We start from the raw sequence: 24,313 nt of genomic DNA, 5'->3' as shown, positions 1-24,313 counted from the left end.
ATATATACTTGAAAAAATTCATTCATTTTATTCGGAATGACTACTTACTTTTTAGATATCCGTCTTTTTATTTTATTTAAGTCTACTTAAGCTTAAATCTTTATTGTATTTGATGATAAACAAACCTTTATTACTTGTTGCACCAAACATTTTCTTATGATAATCGAATTTATTTTCGATTCGCAAAGAGGCGCCTTGTTTAAAAGTCTTGCCTAAATCGTTTCCTGAAGACAATCTCATCAGAATATCATAGGTTAAATCAAACCCTTTAATAGCATACTCTGAAGGCAATGCATTATTTTTTTCTCTAAATTTAGTATAGAACTGTTTTATATCATCAGATTTTTCATCAGCATAAATTTCTGAAACATACGTGAAGTTAATATCTGCTAGTTTATTATTGTCAATCTTGTCATAAGCTTCGTCCTTATAAGTTGCAAATACGCGAACGGATACATCATCAGGTAGACCGATCATGCTATTTAAAGCATCGGCAATAGATACATTATCTTCAGAGGTGACAATCACCCAATTTGGTTTATCTGTACTCATTTTATCAGTAAAACGCTCTTTTTTAATATAGCCATCTTCAGGTTTTAAAACATGAATCGAAGAAATAGAATCATGCTTTTTTAAGGATGATACCATTTCATTAATGGTGCTATTTGAATAGTTTTTCCCATCGCCTACCACAAAAATAGTTTCACCTTGATAGTTGTTTTTTAAGTAGGAGATCAAATACCTCGCATAGGTCGATTTTTCTGGAGCTGCTTTTACAATTTGAGAAGAGGACAACTTATTTTGTTTACTTGAATAATGAGGGAAAATAACAGGAATACGAATACTCTTCGCTAGTTTTTCAACTTTATTCCAATAAAATGGGCCGATAACCACATCGATATCCTCCAATTCTTGGTTTTCTATAATTGAGGCGATGTTTTCATCTCTATTACCAGTGTCAAATACTGATGTGTTTATTTCAATGCCTTGTTGTTGTAAAGAATCTATGGCCATCTCAGCACCTAAATAGAAATCAGTAACCATATTGGTTAACTTATTATTTCTAAAGATGTTTTTGGGTGTTAACGTATCATATTGTTGCGCTTTAAAAGGTAGTAATAATGCAAGTTTTATAGAAGCGTTTTCCTGAATACTATCTTGGTAGAAAGCAATTTTTTCATCTTCATTAACTTCTTCGATGGGTTTAATTTTTAATAATTGCCCAGTTGAGAGTTTATTATCAACTAAATCTGGGTACTCAGGATTAAGGTTTATAAGATTTTCTTTTGTGATATTATAGAATCTAGTTAAACTAAACACAGTTTCTTTGCTCTTTACAATATGGGTTAGGTATTGTAGCAATACTTCTGCTTTATTAATAGTTATAGTTTCTTCTATAGCTTTAACTTTAAGGAGTTGGCCAATACTGAGTTTATTATCCCTAATTCCTGGGTGTTCCGGATTTAATTTGCATAACTCATCTTTAGAAATAGCATAAAACTTAGTGATTCTATACACTGTTTCACCAGGTTTTACTTCATGCGTTTTATAGCTTTTTATAACTGTTGTTTGGTAAACCTCATTGCCATCTTGTTGGGCATCTTCGGAAGAAGTACTCGTAACGTTTTCCTTAGGTTCTTCTATAACAGCATATTCTTTGGTAGTATTTAAAGCTTCTGAAGAATTTCCTTTTTTTGTACTAGAGCTAGGTATAACTATAACTGTATTACCCCTTGGTTGCGGACCGACATCAGGATTTAATCGTAATAGATCTTTTGTATCCATGTCTAGTCGTGTAGCAATATCTTCCATTGTTTCACCTTCCTGTACTTTATAAGAAACATATCGTTTTTGTTGACCACATGAAATGGTGAAGCTTAGTATCCCTGTTAAAATAAAAAATTGTAATTTCCTCATGTACTTCTTAAATATGCTTTATGGAGTGTTATACTCTTTTAACTTTAAATTTACCGAATTGCATAATACCGATACATCTTTGAGAGATCCTATTCCCTCAAAGACTCCTCGGTTATTATTTACATAAACGTTATTCCCACTCAATTGTTGCAGGTGGTTTTGAACTGATATCGTAAACAACTCGATTCACACCTTTTACATTATTGATTATTTTATTCGATATTTTCTGTAAAAACTCATAGGGTAAATTAACCCAGTCGGCAGTCATACCATCGGTACTTTCAACAGCTCTAAGAGCTACTACCTTTTCATAAGTTCGTTCGTCTCCCATCACACCTACTGAGTTGACAGGTAGTAAAATAGCTCCGGCTTGCCAGACCTTGTTATACAATCCATCTTCTTTTAGTCCATTGATGAAAACAGCGTCAACTTCTTGTAATATACGTACTTTCTCAGCAGTGATATCCCCCAAGATACGAATAGCTAAACCAGGGCCAGGAAAAGGATGTCTTCCTAAAAGGTCTTTATCTATTCCCATAGATGCACCCACTCGACGCACTTCATCTTTAAAAATCATTCGTAAAGGCTCTATGATCTTTAACTTCATAAAATCGGGTAAACCACCTACATTATGATGGCTTTTAATGGTAGCCGACGGTCCTCCATTTACAGATACTGATTCAATAACATCTGGGTAAATTGTTCCTTGTGCTAGCCATTTAGCGTCCTTTATCTGGTTTGCTTCATCATCAAAAACATCAATGAATACTTTACCTATTGCTTTACGTTTAGCTTCTGGATCAGATAACCCAGCTAAGGCATCCAAAAAACGTGCCGAAGCATCAACACCTTTAACGTTTAAGCCCATACCTTCGTATTGTTTCAATACATCGGTGAATTCATTTTTACGTAATAAACCATTGTTCACAAAAATACAATGTAAGTTAGCACCGATAGCTTTGTGCAAAAGAACAGCCGCTACGGTGGAATCTACACCTCCTGACAGGCCTAAAACGACTTTATCATTGCCAACTTTTTCTTTTAATGTAGCGACAGTTTCGTCGACAAAAGAATCAGGAGTCCAAGTTTGTGCTATTCCTGCGATAGAAACCAGAAAGTTTTGTAATAGTTGCTTTCCATCAGTAGAATGGTATACTTCTGGATGAAATTGGATGGCATAAGTAGTTTCACCTTCAATTTTGTAAGCAGCATTTTCTACATCGTTAGTGCTGGCTAATAATACAGCGTTTGTAGGTAGTTCTTTAACGGTGTCGGAATGACTCATCCAAACTTGACTTCCCTCAGAGATATTCGAAAAGAAGGTTTCTTCTTTTTTTATAAAAGAAAGGTTGGCTCTACCATATTCCCGAGTGTTAGAAGGTGCTACTAATCCTCCTGAAAAATGCGCTAAATATTGTGCGCCATAACAAACAGCTAATAAAGGTTTTTTTCCTCTGATTTCTGATAAATCTGGATGAGGAGCTTCATCTGAACGCACAGAAGATGGGCTACCTGAAAGAATAACTGCTTTGAAATCGTTTAAGTTTTGTGGTATTTTGTTATAAGGATGAATTTCACAATAAATGTTTAATTCCCTAACACGGCGCGCAATTAATTGCGTGTATTGCGATCCGAAATCTAAAATAAGTACATTGTGTTGTTGCATCCGCAAAAATAATATTTAGAATTTAGATTTGCGATATTTGATGATTTATTTTTTCGCTAATATTTATAAACAATTGCATTGATATTCATCCCAGCTCCAACGGAAGCTAACATGATAACATCTCCTTTTTCTATATGTTGATTTTCTATTGCTCCCTTTAAAACTAGATCTAGTAAGGTAGGTACGGTAGCCACTGAACTATTTCCTAATTTACTAATGCTCATAGGCATAATGTGTTTTGGCACAGGTTTTTTATACAAACGATAAAAACGTTTTATAATAGCTTCGTCCATTTTTTCATTGGCCTGATGAATAAGAATTTTCTTTAGTTTATTAATTTCTACACCACTTTCATCCAAGGCTTTTTTCATGGCATTAGGTACATTATTTAAAGCAAATTCATATATTTTACGACCGTGCATTTTAATATAACGGATGTCGTCATCACTATTTTCATTGTGAGATTTTCCGAAAAACAAGTGATAGGCTTCATCTTTAGCAAAGGTCTGAGACGCATGACTTAAAATTCCAGAAAGATTATTGTCTGAGTTTTCTACAATACAAGCCCCAGCGCCATCACTGTAAATCATACTGTCTCTGTCGTGATGATCGATAACTCGAGATAAAGTTTCACCACCAATAACCAGTATTTTTTTGGCGATATTTGCTTGTATAAAGGCTTGCGCTTGAATTACACCTTGAATCCATCCAGGGCAACCGAATAATATGTCATAAGCAACACAATTAGGGTTCTGTATTTGCAACAAATGTTTTACTCTTGTTGCTAAACTTGGTAAAATATCACTTTGAACAGTGTTACATTTTACATCTCCAAAGTTATGAGCAAAAATGATGTAATCCAGATCTTCTGGATTAATCTTTGCGTTTTCAATGGCTTTTTTAGAAGCTAAATAACCTAAATCAGATGCGGTTAAATCATTTTTCGCATAACGTCTTTCTTCAATCCCTGTAATAGACTTAAATTTTTCAATAATTACAGTATTGCTGTTTTCAAAAGGTGTACCATCAACATTTAAAAAATGATTCTCATTAAATTGATCATTTTCTTTTGTAATACTAGGAATGTAAGATCCAGTACCGGTAATTATTGCATTAATCATGGTCGTTCTATTTTTCTAATCACTAAATAAAAGAAATTTATCTAATTCTGAAGTGTTTATGGGATGATTTCTGTTTATTTTTGTGATTTTTATAAAAAAAGGTGAAAAATATTACAAATATGATTTGTCAAAGGAAAAAGGCAGTAATGACAAGAGAGATTCTGTCTTTACTATTTTACCAACTTCACCCATAAATAAAATTTCAATAGGTTGTTTTTGATTAATTTCATACTCCGATAATGTTTGTCTGCAGGCGCCACAAGGCCCCACAGGTTTATCGACTGTTGATGTACTTGAAGCAGCAGTAATAGCAATTTTCTTCACGACCATATTTGGGTTTTCAGAACCAGCTTTCCATATAGCAACACGCTCCGCACACATTCCAGAAGGATATGCTGCATTCTCTTGATTGTTACCTGTGATAACCTTCCCGTTGTCGAGTAATATAGCGGCTCCAACATGAAAAGAAGAATAAGGGGCATATGCCTTAGCGCGGGCTTCAGTTGCCTTTTCCATAAGCATTGCGTCTTGAACTGATAATTGAGAAATATCATCAAAAATAATAGCTGAAGTAGAAATGTTTGTTTTTTTCATAATATAGTGAGTCGAAAAAAGCTGTCTCAAAAGAGACAGCTTTCATATTTTGTGCTAATTTACTAAAAAAATAAATATTAATAGTCTTCGTAAATATCACCTAAATCAAACGACAGCGAAAAACGCAAAGTGTTTTCTAAAGGATTATTATTAACATCGGATGTATTCATGAGATACGAAAGATCTACATTGAAAGATCGAGCCTTAAACCCAGCTCCTAACGTAAAATATTGACGTTGTCCTTTGTTCTCACTTTCATGAAAATACCCACCTCTTAAAGCAAAAGCGTTATTGTATAAGTATTCAGCACCTAGAGCCCAAGTTACTTCTTGTAACTCTTCGCTAAAATCTCTATCACCTAAAGAGGTAAACATTCCTTCAAACCATCCTCTGGTAGAGTTAGGGCTTGTAGGAACTAATAGTTTTGTAAATTCAAGATTTAATCCCAATAAGTTATAATCATCGAAGATAAAATCAAAACCTCCACCAAGTTTTACATTGGTTGGAATGAAATTTTCTGTATCTGTAGAATAACTTACTTTAGGGCCAATATTGGCTACATTAATACCTACACGATAACGACCATTAAAGGTCCCGTAATTTTCTTCTTCTGAACGATAGAAAGCAGATACATCAACAGCAATTGAGTTGACCGCTTTTAAATTGTTAGAAACATCCAAATTTGAGTTTATGTATTTTAAGCCAACTCCCATAGAAAACTTTTCACTTAATTTCATAGAGTAAATACCAGTGACAGCAAATTCATTTGGATTTTCATACCCAGCAGGTAAACCAGTATTGGTAGTTAGTTCTATTTGACCTAGAGAAAAATATTTAACATCAACTCCCCAAGCCGCATTTTCTTTAAATCTATTCACATAAGATAGATTTCCGGCGAAAATGTCATCCGTCAGGTTACGAAGCCATGGCGTATAATTTAGACCAATACTTATCTGATTTTCATTGAATGCCGTTTTTGCAGCATTATGAAAAATAGAAAAAGCATCTGATGAGGTTGCCACCCCAATGTCACCCATACCTCCAGCGCGGGCATCCGACGTTATTAATAAAAAAGGAGTTGCTGTAGTGATACCTTGTTGTGCCGCAGTTTTAAAAGTTACCGCTAAAAACAGTAGAAGAAATGTTAATTTTTTCATTTATGATTTGATTGTTGATGTTACAAATATATAATTTTTAGTGTTTTAAAGTATTACCAATTTTTCATATTTCTTAGATACTATGTTTGTTGTTGTTGATTTTACTTTTAACTTATAAATATATATACCTTTCCCTAGTTTGTTCCCAAAATCATCCAAACCATTCCAAGTTATATTTCTTGAAAGATTTCCAGATGTTTGTGATAATTGATTAATTGTTTTTACGAGTTTTCCCGAAACCGTAAAAATTTGTATTTGAACCTCTAAAGGTTCGTTTGGTTTGTTGTGGTTGAACCAAAATTCTGTGTAATTAACAAACGGATTAGGATAATTTAATACATTCGTTAAGGTCAATCCAGTATCGCTCACAACCACAAAGGTTAACGTTGTTTCCGAAGAATTATTGTAGGTGTCCCACGCTTTTATTTTAAGTACGTGCATACCAGTTGAAAGATTTCTCAATTTGTAGGAAACTTCGCCTTTAGTAAAGTCGTCTAATTCTGTTTGATAGTAGTCATTTAGAACAATGGGTTCAGCCTCATTACCATCAAGAATGGCAATAATGTCGTGATCTACAGCTGTAATAGAAGTATTTATTCCGCTAATGTCAGATAGTTTTATAATTAAGGTAGGAGATGCGTTGGTGTTTCCACCATCAACAAATGATTCATCATTCATATAAGCGTTTATCTCTGGTCCAGTAATATCTGCAGGGGCATCCTGGTTAATACCCCCTACTGTAACGTCGAAATTAGCACCTCCTTTGTCGATTAAGTCGCTGTTGGCGTACATACTAATTTTACCTTTACCATATGCTATTTTTATGTCTTTCGGAACGATAAATTCAAATTTAAATTTTCCATTTGTGACAGATGATTTACCTCTGAATAATTTGCTTTCCTGTGAATCAAAGGTGTTTACGATTCCAAAACCATCATTGTCTAACGTCTGTTTGTCTATTGATTTGTCGAAAATAGTGGTTGATAAGACACCGTTAAAGTTCGTTAAAAGGGTATTTGTATTGTCAATTACTTCACCTTCAAAAGACACTCTTGATAATGCTTTTAGAGTGTCAATAGACTCTGATATGTTTTTTTCGTTCATTTTGGTGATTCTTATATTGGGCTTAGGAATAGCCAATTTCATCGCTGGGTCTCCAAAAAAATAAATAAAAAACTTTTGACTACTAGATGTAATGTTTTTCGTTTTTATCAAGTTTTGAGCGATAGAGCTACTTGTATTATCATACTCCAAAACGTATCGACTTAAGTTTTTATTAAATTGCTCACCGAGTGAGATATAAACATCTCGAGTGGTAGTAACCATGCTTACAGCCCCGCCATTTCCATTTAGAAATAATTTTTCTCCTGCTGTATCTCTCAATGGATTGTCAAATCTTGAAAACTCACAGGTTACGGTAATAAATAACGGGAGTGTGTTTGTATTGTTTAAAGCCTCTATTTGAGGGATTTCTAAAAGTCGTTCATCAGCTAAACCATCTTCGCCACCATGTCCAAAATAATTAAATACCAAAGTTCCGTTTTCAATGGCATTACTTACTGCATTTTTAACTTGAGGATATCGTTCTCCACCTGATGAATTTTCTTGCTTATAAGCATCTGCATATAGTTTGTTGAGGTTAAAAAAAGGCTTGTATTTTTTGATTGAATCAGCAACTTCCTCTAATCCAGATTGCAGTGTTTTATCAGCTTCTTGATCAATGTCATCTGCTAACAGTGTAATACGGTTGCGCCAGTCTCCAAATGATTGAACATCATAATAACTTAAAATTTTATCAACAACGATTTTGGCTTCGATAGCTGAGCTAACCGGAATTCTCCCTGATGCAATATCAATAGAGTCAGAAGTAAGCATCTCTCCATCGTTGGTATCTATCATTACGTAATAATCGTCTGTAACATATGAAGAAACCAAATCAAAACTTTGAGTAGCGTGATAGGTTGGGACAATATTATTGTTATTGTTAATTCTGTTCTTATAGTCATAGGATGAATCACCAAAAAAACACACATAAGTGAGTTTATTACTTATTGATGAGTTGTCGTAAAGATACTTAATGAAGTCTCTTATTCCTGTGATATCAGGAGAGCCAGAGGAAAATTCATTGTAAATTTTATCAAGAGTAACAACGGTGGCTGATAGATTAGAATTAGTGGTGTGATAATCGGTAAGTCTCTTTGCTTCAGGATACAACTCGTTAGTTGTTATTATAAGGTATTCTATGTCTTTTAAGCGATGTAAGTTCTGGTTTTCAATTTTTGAGTTGGCTTCAGCTGTTGGTAAGAAGGTGTCATTGAGATTAATAACTATATATTCTTCCAATGAATTTCCATTAGCTTTAAAAGTGAATAAACTACTAGACCCTTGGTTGTTTATGCTTTCTGGATGTATAGGGTTTGTAACATTCCAAAGATGATCAATATTATTGCTGTTTTGGATTTCATATTGTAAAACACCTGAAGTATTGTTTGCTTCGAAACTTCTAAATGAAAACTGTTCCCCAGTAGCTTTAAGTTCTTTTTTACCTAGAATCTCTATATAATCTAAATAAGCTTTTGCAGCAGGAAAACCACCATTGTCGTAATTTATAGTAAGTTCTATATATTCTGAAGAATTACTGGTAATGGTTCCTTGGTTAGTTCTTTGAACAGCTAGTGAACTTATTCCTGATGTAGATGCTGGAGGAAAGCTCAAGGTAGTGATGTTACTACCATTGACGAATACATTCATAGCAGAAGGAAGAGATGAAATAGTCACAGCACTTACTACTACTGTTAATTGAGAATTCGGGAGCTGATTTGGGAATTTGATCCTAAAATTTTTCGAACTCTCAAAACTAAAATCTTCTCCAAACCACTTTCTTCCTACAGCAAAAAGATTGGTGTTCTCTGTTTCATAGAAAGTAAAATCATCAAAAGAGGAAATTGTTTTAATACTGCTTTGGTTAAGGTCACCTTTAGTACTAATTCTTTTTCCTTCCGTATTTCCAATCGTTACGTAGTAATATGATTTATCACTATAGATATTTTGTCGATGAGCAGCACTAGCGTTTGATGGATCAATTACCCAATCATGTGGACCAACGCCATAAAAAAGGATATAATCATCATTATTAAAAACACCGTCGTTTTCACCGTGAACAAGTATTGCGTTTTCTTGCAAGTCGTTGAATCGCTGAATGCTACTGTTTTGAGGAAGCATTTTTCCTCCATTCCCATAAATTTTTATGTTTTTGGGGTTTATAGAATTTGTGTCAATTCCAAGCTCATTTAAAAAGGTACGATCAATTTTGAATACTCCTGTGGTATCAATTGAAAACGAATACCAATTTCCTTCCGACAAAACCGAATTTGTCTGACAAAAACCTAGAACAGAAATAAGTAAACAGAAAAGAGTTGTATATATTTTCATAATTCGCTACAAAATAACGAATTTTAATGTTAGTTATTTTAATCTTTTTCTTAGATTCGTGATAATAAAGTTTAGAAAGTATCGTTTGAACACTAGTAAAGATCATGTTTATGAATGAAATTGTGTTTGAAAATAAAATTGAATTTAGTTGCAATAAGTCATAAATATTGTAAATTGCAGCACCCTTAAAATAGTTTAAAATAGATGAAAAGTACATTAAAATTATTTAGTTTATTAGCCATCACAGGATTGTTTATTCTCTCATGCACCAGCAAGAGAGGCGGTTCTTCGCAGTCCTCCCTAACTGGATGGAACTTTAATGATCCCAATTATGGAGGTTATTTAAAGGGAAAGTATAAAGAAGGCAGTGATACTCCGCCAGGTATGGTCCACATTGAAGGAGGTACCTTTACACAGGGATTAGTGCAGGATGATGTTATGTTTGACTGGAACACGACTCCAAGACAAATGCACGTGCGCTCTTTTTATATGGATGAAACTGAAGTAACCAATTCAGAGTATCTGTTGTTTATGCAGTATACAAAAGATGTATTTCCGCCGGAGGATCCACAATTTAAACATATTTATTCGTCAGTATTGCCAGATACATTAGTTTGGAGAAAAGGACTAGGAAACACAAATTTATTGTCAGAGAGTTATTTGCGCCATCCATCCTATGCAGAATATCCTGTAGTAGGTGTTAGTTGGATTCAGGCTAATAAATACTGTAAATGGCGTACCAATGCTGTTAATTTGAAAATATTAATGGATAAAGGTATTATAAAGAATATTTTTAAAGATGACTCTCTAGCTTTTAGAGGAAAAGATAATTTTGATACTGAGACATATTTAGCAAATCCATATGCGTTGTTTGACGGTGATTCAACAATATATAAAAAGGGATTACCAGTTACTAGAAAAAAAGGTGCTTCGAAGCCAGCTAAAGGATCTTTTACAGGTAGACAAGTAACCTCTACAGATGGAATTTTAGCACAAAAATTTAGATTACCAACAGAGGTTGAATGGGAATATGCTGCAAAAGCTATTTTTGAAAACAGAGAATATAACAACATTAGAGGAAGAAAAAAGTACGCTTGGAATGGTAAGTATACAAGAGATAGAGGCAAAAGACAAAGAGGAGATCAATTAGCGAACTTTAAACAAGGCAAAGGAAATTATAGTGGTATTGCTGGATGGAGTAGTGATGGTTCTGATATTCCTAACGCAGTTAGAAGTTACCCTCCAAACTCTTTTGGATTATATGATATGTCTGGTAATGTTGCTGAATGGGTGTCAGATGTCTATAGACCTATTATCGATGCTGAAGCTAATGATTTCAATTATTTTAGAGGAAATATATTCACCAAGAAACTAATTAATGAAGAAGGTAAAGTAGTGATCGTAGGAGATGATATTGAAGATATTGAATATGATACATTAGAAAATGGTAGAATTGTTCCTAGGGATCTGCCTGGTAGTGTAAAGTATATTCCAGTTACGAAGGAAGATACTTACATGAGAAGAAATTATAATTTGGCGAATAACTCTAATTTAGGAGATGGAGATCAAGCGTCTTCAAGATTTTATAGCTTAGATAAAGATCAATTAGAAGACAAGCCGAGAATGTATAATTCACCAACCAAACCAGAAGAAGAGAAAGATTCTTTAGGGAGAACTATCAATAATTACAAATACGATGCTAAGAGAAGAACAACCTTGATTAGTGATAAGTCAAGAGTTTTTAAAGGCGGTTCTTGGGCGGATAGAGAATATTGGTTAGATCCTGCTCAAAGAAGATATTTCCCGGAATATATGGCAACTAATTATATTGGATTTAGGTGTGCTACAGATAAAATGGGGCCTATGATGATGAATAAGAAAAAAACGGCAACACCTAGGTATAGAGGTAGATAAAATTGTTAATATAATAGTAAATAAACCTCATTGTTTTCAATGAGGTTTGTTATTTTTATACAATGGATATTAAAGAACTTTATAGGTTATATACCAAAAACTATTTAGTAGATATAGACACCAGGTCGATTCGAAAAGGAACTATCTTTTTTGCGATAAAAGGAGAGAATTTTAATGGAAATACGTTTGCAAAAGAAGCATTAAGTAAAGGAGCTGATTTTGCTGTGATTGACCAAGAGAAATATAAGACGGATGATCACACTATGATTTTGGTAGAAGATGTTTTGCAAACATTGCAAAAGCTTGCAAATTATCATAGAAATCAATTGAAAATACCAATTGTTGCCCTTACGGGAAGTAATGGAAAGACAACGACAAAAGAGTTGATAAAAGCTGTTCTTAGTAAAAAGTATATTGTTACAGCAACCAAAGGAAACCTTAATAATCATATTGGTGTGCCTCTAACGTTGTTATCAATGAATGATAATACTGAAATAGGAATCGTAGAAATGGGAGCAAATCATCATAAAGAAATTTCATTTTTAGCGAACATTGCCAATCCAGATTATGGGTATATCACGAATTTTGGTAAAGCTCATTTGGAAGGGTTTGGCTCAGTAGAAGGAGTTATTGAAGCCAAGTCAGAACTATACGATTTCTTGAAAAATCACCATAAAATTGCCATTGTAAATTCGGAAGACACAGTACAACTTAATAAAACTATAGATATTGAGCGTATTTTTATTGACAAATCAATAATGTATATGGATGCTAATCCTTGTGTAAAATTGAAGTACCAAGAGATGACGATTGGAAGTAACTTAATAGGAGCCTATAATTTTAATAATATACGTGCAGCTATAACGATCGGTCAAATTTTTATGGTTACTAGAGAAGATATTAAGCACGCGATAGAGAGTTATATACCAAGCAACAATAGATCTCAGATAATTCATAAGGGAGCTGTTAAGATTATATTAGATGCGTATAATGCAAACCCTTCAAGTATGGAGTCTGCTTTAGATAGTTTTGAGGCACTTAATGAAGAATGTAAACTGGTGATTTTAGGAGATATGTTTGAATTGGGAAGTAACAGTCAAAATGAGCATCAAATGATAGCGAATAAAGTAGAAGATTTAGGGTTGGATAAGTCTATCTTAGTCGGTGATACTTTTTTTGGAGTGAGAACGAAACTTCAAAAGTTTAGTAACTTTGATGGTGTCGCTCAGTATTTAAAAGATCATAAAATTATGTCTGGCACGATTCTAATCAAGGGATCTAGGGGCATGGCATTGGAAAGGTTGATTGGTATACTATAAGGGTTCAATAAGTTGGTTTTTAGATGGATAGTAAAAGAACAAGAAATATTAAGTAAATTTGCACTTTAAATTAAACAATTTATGTTTTTCCGTAAAAAAAAAGAAATTCCTTTAAAAGAAGTTTTTAGTGATGATTTTGTCGATATACATTCTCATTTGTTACCTGGAATCGATGATGGTGCTAAAGATTTAGATAATTCTATGGAATTAATTGAGCAGATGTATGCTTATGGCATAAAGAATTTTATTACAACTCCTCATGTTCTAGGGGATGTGTATCCGAACTCTTCTGAAATAATTATGGAAAAGACGGATATAGTAAGAAATGAACTACTGAATAGGGGTTTTGCGGATATCAGATTTACGGCCGCCGCGGAATATATGCTGGATGAACAATTCTCCGAGCGTTTAAAAACAAATGACATTTTAACCTTAAAAGATAACTATATCTTGGTAGAGATGTCTTATTTTAATGCACCTTATAATTTGTTTGAAGTCCTGTTTGAAATACAATTAAAGGGTTATAAACCCATATTGGCACATCCAGAACGATATAATTTTTATCATAACGATTTTGAAAAGTTTTACAAACTAAAAAAAGCAGGGTGTGTTTTTCAATTGAACTTACTTTCGTTAACAGAACAGTATGGCAAAGGTGTTCAAAAGACCGCCCAAAAATTATTAAAGAATAATTTATACGATTTTGTGGGTACGGATACCCATCATAGTAATCATTTGCGATTGCTAAAAAAGATAGGTGACCCTAGAATTATTACTCAGATTGAAGGTTTAATTGAAAGAAACGAGATCTTCAAACATAAAGAATTGGCGAAATAAGTAACAATAACTGGTATAAGATTGAAGCTGAAGTACCCATTACAAAATTAAGATTATTGCCAGAAAAAATAAACACCCTCATTTTTAATAAAAGATGAGGGTGTTTGTTTTATAGTTGGGTTTTGTTTTAGTTAAACATTCGTTTGTACCATGGTTTATCATCATCATCCGCTACGCCGTATCCATAGCCGTATCCATAACCGTATCCATAACCATAACCTCTTTTTAGATCGGTGTCATTTAAAATGATCGCTAAATTTGGTAACTTTTTCTCTTTGTATAAAGTTTGAGCTACCACTAACATTCTTTTATCAAGGTAATTCGCTCTGGCAACATATAATACAATATCAGCATATTTTGAAATAAGCAAAGTATCCGTTACCAAGTTGATAGGTGCTGTATCAATAATGACGTAATCATATTCCCCACGTAATTGATCAAATAATTTTTCAATTTTTGAGGTCATCAAAAGTTCAGCTGGATTCGGAGGAATGGCTCCTGAAGCAATGATATCTAATGATGGTATCTCAGGAATGGAGAACTTTAAAGAGTCTAATGTCAGATTATCGTTGGTTAGAAAGTTCGTGATACCTTTTCGATCAGGGATTTCTAAGTATTCCGTTATTTTTGGAGCTCTTAAGTCCATTCCAACTAGAATAACATTCTTTCCAGATAAAGAAAGAGACGCTGCTAAATTTATAGAGGTAAAAGACTTTCCTTCTCCACTGGTAGTGGAGGTAACAAAAATTGTTTTGCCTAGTTCATTTTTAGCGCTGGGAAGCATAAAATCGAGATTGGTTCTTATCAATCTAAAAGCTTCGGCAGCACTGGATCTTGCGCCCGCATTGATCACGATTTTTTGTCTGGATTCCGAGTGAGGTATATCTCCAAGGAAAGGTATCGTTGTTAAGTCTTCAATGTCTTTTTTAGTATGTACTTTGGTGTCTAATAAATCTCTTAAATAGAGAATGATAAAAGGTATGATTAAACCTAAGAGTAGTGCAGCTAAATAAATTATTTTATTTTTAGGGCTTACAGGGATGTTAGACCCATAGGCTCTATCAATAATTTTGGCATTAGGAACAGTATTAGCGGTTAAAGAAATAGCCGTTTCCTCTTTTTTCTTGAGCAAATACGAATACAATCCTGCGATGATTTCTTGTGAACGGGCAATGTCCAGAAAATCTCTTTCTTGAGCCGGCATTGATGCTATTTTGGAAGTAAACCTAACTGCTTCTTTTTTCAATTCATTAAGATTAATTTCCAAAAGGCGTTGCCTATTATCTAAACTTCTTTTTAACGAGGATTTTAAGTTGGCAATGTTATCTTGTATACCTATGACAATGGTGTTTTTTTTACCAGCACTTTTTAACAACCTATTTCTTTGTGTAATCAATTGGTTGTATTCTGCAATTGATTGAGCTATATTTGGGTCATCTAACCCTAAATTTGTCGGTAGAAAATCGTCTTTTAAGTTGATTTCATCACTTAAAGCCTTGACCAAGTTAAGTTCAGTAGAAGCTTGAATTACTTTTTGCCTATTCAAGGTGTTTGTTTGCAAGATTAATTGCGCTTCTGAAGCGATATCGGTAATGTTGTTTTTGTTTTTGAAGTTTCTTACATCGTCATCTAATTTGGCCAATTCTGTACCGATATCTTGAAGTCTCTCTTGTATAAAACTACTGGTTTTTTCAGAAACCAATTTTTTGTCTTGAATAGCGTCGTGATTATACTGGTCAACAAGTTCATCTAAAATGTGTTCCGCTTTTTCCTTAACTGCTGATTGTAAAGATAACTTTAGAACACTTGATTTTTTGTTAATCGGACTTACCGAAATAGCCTTTTGTAGTTCATCAATAACTTGATCTAAAGGAGTAATTGATATTTGAATTGTCTTTCCGATATTGGTGTCTAAGAAATGAGACGTTCTATCAATGACTAAATTATTAATTGATGAGTTTTTAGTAGTACTAGCAAAATTGTACTCTGAAATTTCATTATGATCCCCATCATATAGTAAGTATTTTTTCTTAGAGAGGATCTTAATAGAAAAAGTGGTGTCTATTGTCTTATCGTTCTTTGCAAAGTTTATTTTTATCGGGAGTTCCTTATAAATTTCAGAGGATTTAATTCTTCCTTCGCTGAAATAGCGGATATCTAGAGTAAGTTTTTTGATAACATCAGAGATTAATTTTCTAGATTTTATGATCTCTATCTCGTTATCCATGTTTTTACCAGATCCGCCAATACCAAGATCTTCGAAAGCCGCTAGTTCTTCTGATAACCCTCCTTTTTTGTCATCTTTTATGAGAATGGTGGTAGATGCGTTATATTTTGGAGTAGCGTACCTTAAATACAAAGAAGCGACTGTAATAGCAACTAAAATGCCGAGAGCGAACCACTTCCAATGGATGAAATATTTTTCCAGCTCTGCTCTAATATTTATGGTGTCGTTGCCTTTTATTTGATGAGAATATTGTTCTTTTTCCATAGTATGATTATCGGGTTAAAATAGAAATTAGTGAAATAAGTACTGATCCTATTGAAATAAATAAACCTGTGTTTTGATTGTATGAAGCAGATTGAGATCTTGCTTTGTTTGGCTGAACATATACCACATCATTTTGCTGCAAATAGTAAGCAGGAGACGTAAATAATTTGTTAGATCTCAAATCTATTTCATAAGATGTTATTTTCGTACCTTCTTCTCTTTTTACTTCAATATTTCGTACTGCAGATATGTTTAAATCTCCAGCAAGGCCAACTGCTTCTAATACCGTGATTCTTTCATTAGGAATGATATAAGTTCCAGGTGTTTTTACATCACCAAGCACCGTTACTGTAAAATTAGAAATACGAATGTTTATGGTTGGGTTTTTAATATAGTCAGGGTCTAACTTCTTTTTAAAAAGAGTTATTGTTTCTGATCTTGTTAACCCTGCTACCTTAATTCTTCCTAAAACAGGAAAATCTATATAACCCCCATTATCTACTAAATAAGATTGTTGCTGCGGTGTGCCAACGACTCTGTTCGTAGTCGTTGCGAAAGCAACAGCGGGTAAGTTAAAAGGTTTGACTGCTTCTATGTCTAAAGCAGAAACAGTTATTTGAAGCAAGTCATCTGGTTTAAATACCGTTTTATAACTATTGGTAACCTTAGCTTGATCTATTTGGTCATGTTGAAAGTAAAGAATTTCTTTTTTAGAGACACATGAAGAGAGGACTGTTATTAGGAATACTAAAACAATTTTTTTTACTTTTTGCATTTGATAAAATTTTTTCGCGGAAGTACTGATTTAATTTTTTATACTAGAGTCTAATTTTTCATAAATAGAATTGTTAGAGATATATTCAGGAACTATACTTTTTATGAGTTGAACAGTTTTTTGATTATTATGCTCGCTGTTTTTGGTGCATAATTCAATTATATTTTGATATACATTCACATAATTAATTTCTTGATTTTTGGCGATCATAATTTTCTCATGATATGTAGCACTGGTGTTTTCTCCATTAGCTAATAATTCTTCAAAGAGTTTTTCACCAGGACGTAGCCCAGTTATTTTGATGTCAATATCTTCAGGGAAACGCAATCCAGATAAATGAATCATCCGTTTCGCTATATTGTAAATTTTCACAGATTTGCCCATGTCAAATAAATAAATTTCCCCACCTTTCCCCATGGTTCCAGCTTCCAAAACTAATTGGCAAGCTTCAGGAATCGTCATAAAATAGCGAGTTATATCTTTATGAGTAACCGTTAAAGGCCCTCCATTTTTGATTTGTTTTTTAAACAATGGTATAACGGATCCATTAGAACCTAGAACATTTCCGAAACGAGTGGTGGTAAACTTTGTATTGTGATTTTGCTGATTACTTAAACAACTAATATACATTTCAGCAACGCGTTTTGTCGCCCCCATAACATTGGTAGGGTTTACTGCTTTATCCGTTGATATCATAACGAATCTGTCAATTTGATGTTCAATAGATAAATCGGCTATATTTTGAGTACCGCCAATATTTATTTTAACGGCTTCATATGGGCTTAACTCCATTAAAGGAACATGTTTGTATGCAGCGGCATGAAAAACTTTATTGGGTTTATAGGAGGTAAAAATGTCAGCCATTCTTGTTTTATCTCGAACATCACCTACGATTGCTGTAAAGTTTTGTATATTATTTTGAATGAGCTCTTGTTGTAAATCGTATAGTGCAGATTCGGCTTGGTCTACTAAAATAAGATGTTTGTAATTATAATTACTGAGCTGCCTAGATATTTCTGAACCTATTGAACCTGCAGCACCGGTGACCAATATTACTTTATTATTAACGTCTCGTTTAACAATTGGATTGTCAATTGAAATAGGCTTTCTGTCTAACAAGTCCTCAATCTTAACTTGCTTTATTTGATTTGCTTCTAGATCACCATCGATCCATTTTGATAATGGAGGAACAATTTTTATTTTTATTCCTAACCTTAATAATTCGTCCGTCAGATATAGTAATTTTTCTGATTTTATATTTTGAATTGATATGATGATTTCATCAATTTTTTGTTTGTCAATAAAATGACTATCAATTCTAGTACTTGCATAAATTTTTATGCGATCAATTTTCTTTCCAATTTTCTTGATATCATCATCTACAAAACCAATCACCTGATAATTGTTTTTGGTGTCACGATTTAAAGCGCCATAAGTAATTAAACCAGAGTCTCCTGCGCCGTATATTAATACGTTGGTGATATCATCAAGTTCCGAAGAAATAATTTCAAAAAAGGCTTTGAAAACATATCTACTGATAACCAGAATCAGTACTGAGATCAAATAATGAATTATGATAACAGACTTAGGTATCGTAAAGTTTGGGATAATTTTAAAAGTATTGTTTAGTAAAACAATGCTTGTAGCAATTATCGAAAGCAGCGTCACGCCAACAAACACATTAAAAGCATCTCTTGTACCAGTATGCCTAATGATCCCTCTATAAGAACCAACAATTAAAAAACTGACAAGAGAAACGATAGCAATAAAAGGGAGTTGATTGTAAAGGCTGCTTAGGTTGAAGTTTAAGCTTGCGTCAAATCGCACGGTATACGCGAGCACAAAAGATATACATACTAATACAATATCAATAACCAACACGACCCAACTGGAAGCATGTTTTTCTAAAATCCGCAGTAGAAATAAATTTTTACCCATTCAAACCTTTAATATCGTGTAAATTTACAAATTTATTATAGAATGCATTTTCTAACAAGAACTATATTTTTTTCATTTGTTGTTTCATCATTTGCATCTGTTCTTTCAGCATTCCATGTTTATCTAATTTTTTAGCCTCGGCCATTAAATTAGTAGCCTCTCTTTTGCGTCTTTTAGTCATGGCAATACCAGCTAGCTGTAATTTAGCCATTGCCAAATCATGATCCATTGAAAGTCCTAATTTTACCGCTTTTTTAAGGAATTTTTCAGCTTGCGTAATATTCGTTTGTGAAAGCATAATACCATGTAAATAGTTGAAATAACCTTCTTGATTCTTGGTAAGCGCAGCGGAAGGATTTTTGATATATGCTAACCATTTTTTGGCCCCTTCAAAATTTTGTTTACGTAGTTGTAAAAAAGACAATAAAATAAATTCATTTTTAAAATAAAAAAGTACAAAAATCCCAGCTAACAATAAGATAGAAATCCCATTCATTATATGGCCCTGTGTAAATTCGTACACCGACCAAACGGTTATCAAAGCAGCTAAAACTAATTTTATATTTTTATGAAACATAATGGTATATAATTCTATTTAATTTGGAACAAATGTACATTTTTTATGAAAATGTTTTTACTTTCTGAAATATTTTTGATGTTTAAACCAGGCGAAAAGACCTATTATAGAAACAAACCCGACTGAATAGTATACAGATGCAGGTGTAATCACCTTATCTCCACTGGCATAAGAATGTAAGCCAGATAGATAGAAATTCACACCAAAATAAGTCATCATAATAGAGGCAAAGGCTATAATAGACCATAAATTAAAGGTATATCTACTTCTTAGTCCTGGAATTAGGCGCATGTGTAATACAAAAGCGTACACCATAATAGAAATGAGCGCCCAAGTTTCTTTTGGATCCCACCCCCAATAACGCCCCCAACTTTCATTAGCCCACATACCGCCTAGGAAGTTTCCTATGGTAAGCATAATTAAACCCACTGTCAACGCCATTTCATTAATAACAGTAAGTTCTTTGATATGCAGATCCATTTTCTTTTTGTTCTTTTTAGTAGTGAAAATGAGTAAGAACAGCACGAAAACGCCTAGAATCATTCCCATGGCAAATGGGCCGTAACTAGCGACGATCACAGAAACATGAACATACAACCACCAAGAGTTGAGAACAGGAACAAGATTTGCAATTTCTGGATCTAACCAGTTTTGATGCGCAAACATGAGAATAACAGCAACTAAAAATGTCGTAGCGGCAATTGTAAGAGAAGATTTTTTGCCTAACAATAAACCAAAAAGCATAGTTGCAAGTCCAACGAAAATAATTGATTCATAAGCATTGCTCCAAGGAGCATTTCCACTAATATGCCACCTAGCGGCTAATCCGAGTATATGAAAAATAAATAGGATAATAACAACACCTATTAAAATTTTCACAACAGCATTAACCCAAGGCTTGTTGTTGAATATTTGAAAAAAAACAAATACGATAAGCATTAAGCTTACGTATCCATAGTATTTTGATAGTTTAACGAAGATATTAAGTTTATTATAAGCTATTTCTAAATTAATTTTGTCTGGCGCTGGAATTACTTCATCTCCAAATTTTTGTTGAAACTTTTTAATTCCGTTTAGAATTTTGTTTGTTTCTGAATAGTCATTTGATTTCTTTGAAGTTTGCAACAATTGCAGGTACACGGGTAAAGATTGACGAACAAATACAGAATCAGTTCCTTTGAAGTTGGCTTGTGACGTTTCTGGTTGCGATACCCATTTATTGTTTTCATCATTTGGAATTGGGTATATTCGTAACATTCCGCCACCTAGTGCTTGTGATAACAGCCAAACACGATTTTCGATTTTGATTACATCTTTTTCAAATTTATTTTGAATTTTTTTCTTTTGCGCTTTAGCAACGAGATGGCTTATTTTAGAGACTTGATTCTGGTCGTAAAAATCTATAAAACGAGCATATTTAGTATCTTTTGAAAGTCCGAGTATGTCTCTTATTTGTGTATTTCCTTTTTCAAGATATATAAAAGGAACATTTAACCAAAACATAGGGTTCTCAGTAATAGATAACAAAACTTGGCTTGGATCCATACCTTTAAACTTGTCGCTATGAGCTACTTTTCTAACCAATTCAGAAGCAAAAGTATGTGCGGGTTTCATTCGCCCACCCGAATCTTGAATCACCAGTGTGCTAAACAAGTCAGCATGTTCTGGGGAGACCTTGTTTGCATTAAGTATTGAATCTATTTGAGCCTCGTTTAGTTGTTTGGGGGCGTGCGTATCGTGTTTTTGTCCAAAACTAACTAACGAAACCATAAGAGCTATAACAGTTAGTTTTGCTTTTTTGTTTCTCAATTTCACCAACGACTTCTTTAGGTATTCAAAACGAGTACCTTTTACAAATAAGCTAGAAACCAATCCAAAGAATAACAAGAAATAGCCTATATAAGTGATCCACGTTCCCCAAAAATCATGATTTACAGATAAATGGGTTTGTTCTTTTTCATCAGTAATGGTATAGCTCGATTGGAAAAATTTATATCCTTTGTAGTCTAAAATGTGGTTCATGAAAATTCGATAATCAAAAGATTGATTTTTATCAATAAGAGTTACTTCACTGGCGTAAGATGCTGCACTTTCTGACCCAGGGTATTTTTCAAGTTGAAAATCATTCAATTTGATTTTAAAAGGCGTTTGCATCAGTTTAGCGCCATACCAAGCTCTAAAGTTTAGCCCGCCAAGACTAAAGTTTTGTTGATTGTCAACATTAAATTGACCGCCATAAAAATCAACTCTTTTCGTTTCTTCGTTCACGGTTATGTCAAAAATTACGGTATCATATTTTTTGTTGTCCTTTTCGCCTCTCACCGTTTTTTGTTCTCCTTTCTCCGGAGTCTTAGGAATAACAAACTGTAAGCCTCCTATATTGTGTAACGTCAGAAACTGAAAGTGCTGTGTGCTGTCTTTTACAATTTTTCCTGTTTTTTGATCGGCCATACGTAGCCATTCACCGTTGTTTTTAGAGGTCATTTTTAAAGCATCTCCTTCGTAAAAGAAGTTAAGAGATGCATTATTATTAGGAGCATCAAACCCTACTAGAATATTATGGATGTTCTCTATAGTACCTCTTTTAATATAATGTTCGTGTCTACTACCAGTAGAACTTTCCACTAAAAAAAGATGTTCAACACCGTTTTCATCAAGAATAAATTTTGTTTCCGACCATGGAATATAATCTACTAAATTAAAAGTGATTTTTGATTTCTTTTCATTTACTGTTGGCTGGAACTTTTCAATAAATGTAGCGGAATTCTTCCCCCAAGCGGAAAGTAATAATTTATTAGCTGTTCCTTTCTGAAATTCGTTGTTGTCAATTACTACATTCAGGTAACTAATGTCAGAATAAAAAGTGTTGGTAGTTTCACCTTCGTCAATAATCATAATGCCTTCATAGCTAATATAGCGAGTTATTCCGGCGCCAATCAAAATAAGCAAAAAAGCCAAATGGAATAACAATATGGTCCATTTTTCTTTTTTGTAAAGGCGGTATCTGAAAATATTTCCAAAGAAATTGATCACAAAAAAAGCCATAATTAGCTCAAACCACCAAGTGTTGTATATAAGTGCTTTTGAAGTTTGTGTTCCGTAATCATTTTCAATAAAGGTAGCTAACCCCATAGCGATAGCAAAAACAAAAAATAAAACGGCCGTTAAACGTGTAGAGTAGAGAATATTTAAGATTTTCTTCATTTGTAAACCCGATAAGTATAAAACTCCGCAAATTTACGTATTAATAAGAGATTTTTTTGTAGGTTTTACAGGTTTTTTCATTGTGTAGACTCATTCAAAATAAAGAAAGACCCGTTTTACAAAGATGTTAGCCGAAATGGTGTAAAATTAACTAATGTTCAAATATAAAAAACACCTAAGCTAGAAGGCTTTGCAGAAGAAAAATTAAAGTACTAGAGAGCTATTATATCGATTTTGAAGTAAAATTACTCAATCATACCGTATTTTAGGTAAAGCTACATAACCACTTCCTTACTGTTATACTTGTATTTTGCACCGATTGGAATTTGAAATTATCCTTTAATTTCGTTTCACTTATGAAAAGGTTTCAAATAACTATCGGCATTACACTATCAAATTAATAGAGCAAATTTAGCATTAGAAAAGCACCTCCAAGTAGATCCGTATTCACCATAAACAATTACGATCGGTACATTAACATCGGAAATGTTATTAGGTAGCTATTTTTTCACCCATTTGAACGAAGGTTTCAATGTTGTTTTTGGTGTTAAGTATAATGTCTTGGTCAATTTGTGTTTTGTTTGGATCAACCAGTAACAATATGGTAGAGCCTCCAAAGGCAAAATATCCCATTTCATCTCCTTTGTTTACATGAGTGTTAGGGGTAAAAGTTTCTATAATGCTTCCCACCATGGTAGCTCCAATTGGAGCGATAAGAATATCTCCTTTTTCCTGTGTTGATAAAACACAATACTCACGCTTATTTTCACAGAATACTCTTGTGAAGTTTGAAGCCAAAGCAATGGGGGAAACAGAGAAATAGTTCCCTTTAATTTGGGTCATTTTAGAAGGAATACCTTTATAAGGAAAATGATAACGATGATAATCGTTAGGAGCCAATCTTAGAATAATCAAAGAAGCATTTTTGTACTTGTTCGCTAGGTTTTCATCATTTAGAAACTCGAGTAAGGTAAACTTTCTTCCTTTTATAAAGAAGCTATGTACATCATTAATATTTTCAAAAGCTAACATTTTTCCGTCACCAGGAGAAACAAGTCCAGTTTCAATTGAACGAGCGCTAGGTTTAAGTTTTCGATAGAAGAAATCATTAAAAGACGTATAATCTTTTATTGGTTTTTCAGCCTCATCCATGTTTATGTTTAACTCATTCACAAACCCTTTTATTTTTTTTATAGAACTAGGTTTGTTCATAAGTTTACCGTACCAAGATGATAAAAATTTACGCTTTACCATTGGTAATAAAGCCATTTTTCCAAAAGGATTGTTGTAGAGTAACTTCAAAAAAGTTTCTCCAGGTGGTGTTTCTATTTGGGTTTTTCCTGTTTTTCTGTCAATAAATTGAATTTTCAT

Annotated in this window: 15 protein-coding genes; 3 read left to right on the top strand and 12 right to left on the bottom strand. The window is 33.4% G+C overall.

Annotated features, from left to right (window positions below; genetic code table 11):
* Nucleotides 1-72: 72 nt before the first annotated feature.
* From AC2TDS_RS08655 to porU, 6 genes are all read right to left on the bottom strand, one after another.
* Nucleotides 73-1,917, bottom strand: coding sequence for an amino acid ABC transporter substrate-binding protein (locus AC2TDS_RS08655; RefSeq protein ID WP_484738696.1), 1,845 nt, complete (start codon nucleotides 1,915-1,917; stop codon nucleotides 73-75).
* 130 nt (nucleotides 1,918-2,047) lie between these two features.
* On the bottom strand, nucleotides 2,048-3,583 hold the full coding sequence (guaA, locus tag AC2TDS_RS08650; RefSeq protein ID WP_484738695.1) for a glutamine-hydrolyzing GMP synthase: 1,536 nt from the start codon (nucleotides 3,581-3,583) through the stop codon (nucleotides 2,048-2,050).
* 56 nt (nucleotides 3,584-3,639) lie between these two features.
* Nucleotides 3,640-4,704: a 3-oxoacyl-ACP synthase III family protein gene (locus AC2TDS_RS08645; RefSeq protein ID WP_484738694.1), complete on the bottom strand. Its 1,065-nt coding sequence runs from the start codon at nucleotides 4,702-4,704 to the stop codon at nucleotides 3,640-3,642.
* Between the two features lie 111 nt (nucleotides 4,705-4,815).
* Nucleotides 4,816-5,298, bottom strand: a complete 483-nt coding sequence (gene cdd / locus AC2TDS_RS08640; protein WP_484738693.1) for a cytidine deaminase — start codon at nucleotides 5,296-5,298, stop codon at nucleotides 4,816-4,818.
* Nucleotides 5,299-5,375: 77 nt separating this feature from the next.
* Nucleotides 5,376-6,455, bottom strand: coding sequence for a type IX secretion system outer membrane channel protein PorV (porV, locus tag AC2TDS_RS08635; RefSeq protein ID WP_484738692.1), 1,080 nt, complete (start codon nucleotides 6,453-6,455; stop codon nucleotides 5,376-5,378).
* A gap of 45 nt (nucleotides 6,456-6,500) precedes the next feature.
* Complete coding sequence (porU, locus tag AC2TDS_RS08630; RefSeq protein ID WP_484738691.1) at nucleotides 6,501-9,887, bottom strand: type IX secretion system sortase PorU; 3,387 nt, start codon at nucleotides 9,885-9,887, stop codon at nucleotides 6,501-6,503.
* A gap of 204 nt (nucleotides 9,888-10,091) precedes the next feature.
* Here porU and gldJ point away from each other — a divergent pair, with 204 nt between their 5' ends.
* The 3 genes from gldJ (at nucleotide 10,092) to AC2TDS_RS08615 (ending at nucleotide 13,957) form a co-directional block, all read left to right on the top strand.
* Nucleotides 10,092-11,801 carry a gliding motility lipoprotein GldJ gene (gene gldJ, locus AC2TDS_RS08625; protein WP_484738690.1) on the top strand — a complete coding sequence of 570 codons (1,710 nt, stop codon included), beginning with the start codon at nucleotides 10,092-10,094 and terminating at the stop codon, nucleotides 11,799-11,801.
* A gap of 62 nt (nucleotides 11,802-11,863) precedes the next feature.
* Nucleotides 11,864-13,120 carry a UDP-N-acetylmuramoyl-tripeptide--D-alanyl-D-alanine ligase gene (locus AC2TDS_RS08620; RefSeq protein WP_484738689.1) on the top strand — a complete coding sequence of 419 codons (1,257 nt, stop codon included), beginning with the start codon at nucleotides 11,864-11,866 and terminating at the stop codon, nucleotides 13,118-13,120.
* A gap of 81 nt (nucleotides 13,121-13,201) precedes the next feature.
* Nucleotides 13,202-13,957, top strand: a complete 756-nt coding sequence (locus tag AC2TDS_RS08615; protein WP_484738688.1) for a tyrosine-protein phosphatase — start codon at nucleotides 13,202-13,204, stop codon at nucleotides 13,955-13,957.
* A 127-nt stretch (nucleotides 13,958-14,084) separates the two neighbouring features.
* Here the strand turns inward: AC2TDS_RS08615 and AC2TDS_RS08610 are convergent, their stop codons facing one another.
* The 6 genes from AC2TDS_RS08610 to AC2TDS_RS08585 all read right to left on the bottom strand — a co-directional run bounded on the left by AC2TDS_RS08610 (nucleotide 14,085) and on the right by AC2TDS_RS08585 (nucleotide 24,313).
* Nucleotides 14,085-16,448, bottom strand: a complete 2,364-nt coding sequence (locus AC2TDS_RS08610) for a GumC family protein (RefSeq protein ID WP_484738687.1) — start codon at nucleotides 16,446-16,448, stop codon at nucleotides 14,085-14,087.
* Between the two features lie 7 nt (nucleotides 16,449-16,455).
* A complete protein-coding gene (locus AC2TDS_RS08605) occupies nucleotides 16,456-17,223 on the bottom strand; it encodes a polysaccharide biosynthesis/export family protein (protein WP_484738686.1) in 768 nt (255 codons plus the stop codon).
* A gap of 30 nt (nucleotides 17,224-17,253) precedes the next feature.
* Nucleotides 17,254-19,161 carry a polysaccharide biosynthesis protein gene (locus AC2TDS_RS08600; protein WP_484738685.1) on the bottom strand — a complete coding sequence of 636 codons (1,908 nt, stop codon included), beginning with the start codon at nucleotides 19,159-19,161 and terminating at the stop codon, nucleotides 17,254-17,256.
* Nucleotides 19,162-19,222: 61 nt separating this feature from the next.
* Nucleotides 19,223-19,738: a DUF2892 domain-containing protein gene (locus tag AC2TDS_RS08595; RefSeq protein WP_484738684.1), complete on the bottom strand. Its 516-nt coding sequence runs from the start codon at nucleotides 19,736-19,738 to the stop codon at nucleotides 19,223-19,225.
* Between the two features lie 57 nt (nucleotides 19,739-19,795).
* Nucleotides 19,796-22,942, bottom strand: a complete 3,147-nt coding sequence (locus tag AC2TDS_RS08590) for a cytochrome c biogenesis protein (protein ID WP_484738683.1) — start codon at nucleotides 22,940-22,942, stop codon at nucleotides 19,796-19,798.
* 492 nt (nucleotides 22,943-23,434) lie between these two features.
* Nucleotides 23,435-24,313 (bottom strand): phosphatidylserine decarboxylase, encoded by an 879-nt coding sequence (locus AC2TDS_RS08585; RefSeq protein ID WP_484738682.1) that lies wholly within the window; start codon nucleotides 24,311-24,313, stop codon nucleotides 23,435-23,437.

This window comes from Tenacibaculum profundicola, assembly GCF_057220795.1.
This window is presented reverse-complemented; position numbering and strand designations above follow the sequence as displayed.

Coding starts and splice junctions, on each gene's coding strand:
- AC2TDS_RS08655 (WP_484738696.1), bottom strand. CDS start 1,917: ATGAGGAAATTACAATTTTTTATTTTAACAGGGATACTAAGCTTCACC.
- guaA (WP_484738695.1), bottom strand. CDS start 3,583: ATGCAACAACACAATGTACTTATTTTAGATTTCGGATCGCAATACACG.
- AC2TDS_RS08645 (WP_484738694.1), bottom strand. CDS start 4,704: ATGATTAATGCAATAATTACCGGTACTGGATCTTACATTCCTAGTATT.
- cdd (WP_484738693.1), bottom strand. CDS start 5,298: ATGAAAAAAACAAACATTTCTACTTCAGCTATTATTTTTGATGATATT.
- porV (WP_484738692.1), bottom strand. CDS start 6,455: ATGAAAAAATTAACATTTCTTCTACTGTTTTTAGCGGTAACTTTTAAA.
- porU (WP_484738691.1), bottom strand. CDS start 9,887: ATGAAAATATATACAACTCTTTTCTGTTTACTTATTTCTGTTCTAGGT.
- gldJ (WP_484738690.1), top strand. CDS start 10,092: ATGAAAAGTACATTAAAATTATTTAGTTTATTAGCCATCACAGGATTG.
- AC2TDS_RS08620 (WP_484738689.1), top strand. CDS start 11,864: ATGGATATTAAAGAACTTTATAGGTTATATACCAAAAACTATTTAGTA.
- AC2TDS_RS08615 (WP_484738688.1), top strand. CDS start 13,202: ATGTTTTTCCGTAAAAAAAAAGAAATTCCTTTAAAAGAAGTTTTTAGT.
- AC2TDS_RS08610 (WP_484738687.1), bottom strand. CDS start 16,448: ATGGAAAAAGAACAATATTCTCATCAAATAAAAGGCAACGACACCATA.
- AC2TDS_RS08605 (WP_484738686.1), bottom strand. CDS start 17,223: ATGCAAAAAGTAAAAAAAATTGTTTTAGTATTCCTAATAACAGTCCTC.
- AC2TDS_RS08600 (WP_484738685.1), bottom strand. CDS start 19,161: ATGGGTAAAAATTTATTTCTACTGCGGATTTTAGAAAAACATGCTTCC.
- AC2TDS_RS08595 (WP_484738684.1), bottom strand. CDS start 19,738: ATGTTTCATAAAAATATAAAATTAGTTTTAGCTGCTTTGATAACCGTT.
- AC2TDS_RS08590 (WP_484738683.1), bottom strand. CDS start 22,942: ATGAAGAAAATCTTAAATATTCTCTACTCTACACGTTTAACGGCCGTT.
- AC2TDS_RS08585 (WP_484738682.1), bottom strand. CDS start 24,313: ATGAAAATTCAATTTATTGACAGAAAAACAGGAAAAACCCAAATAGAA.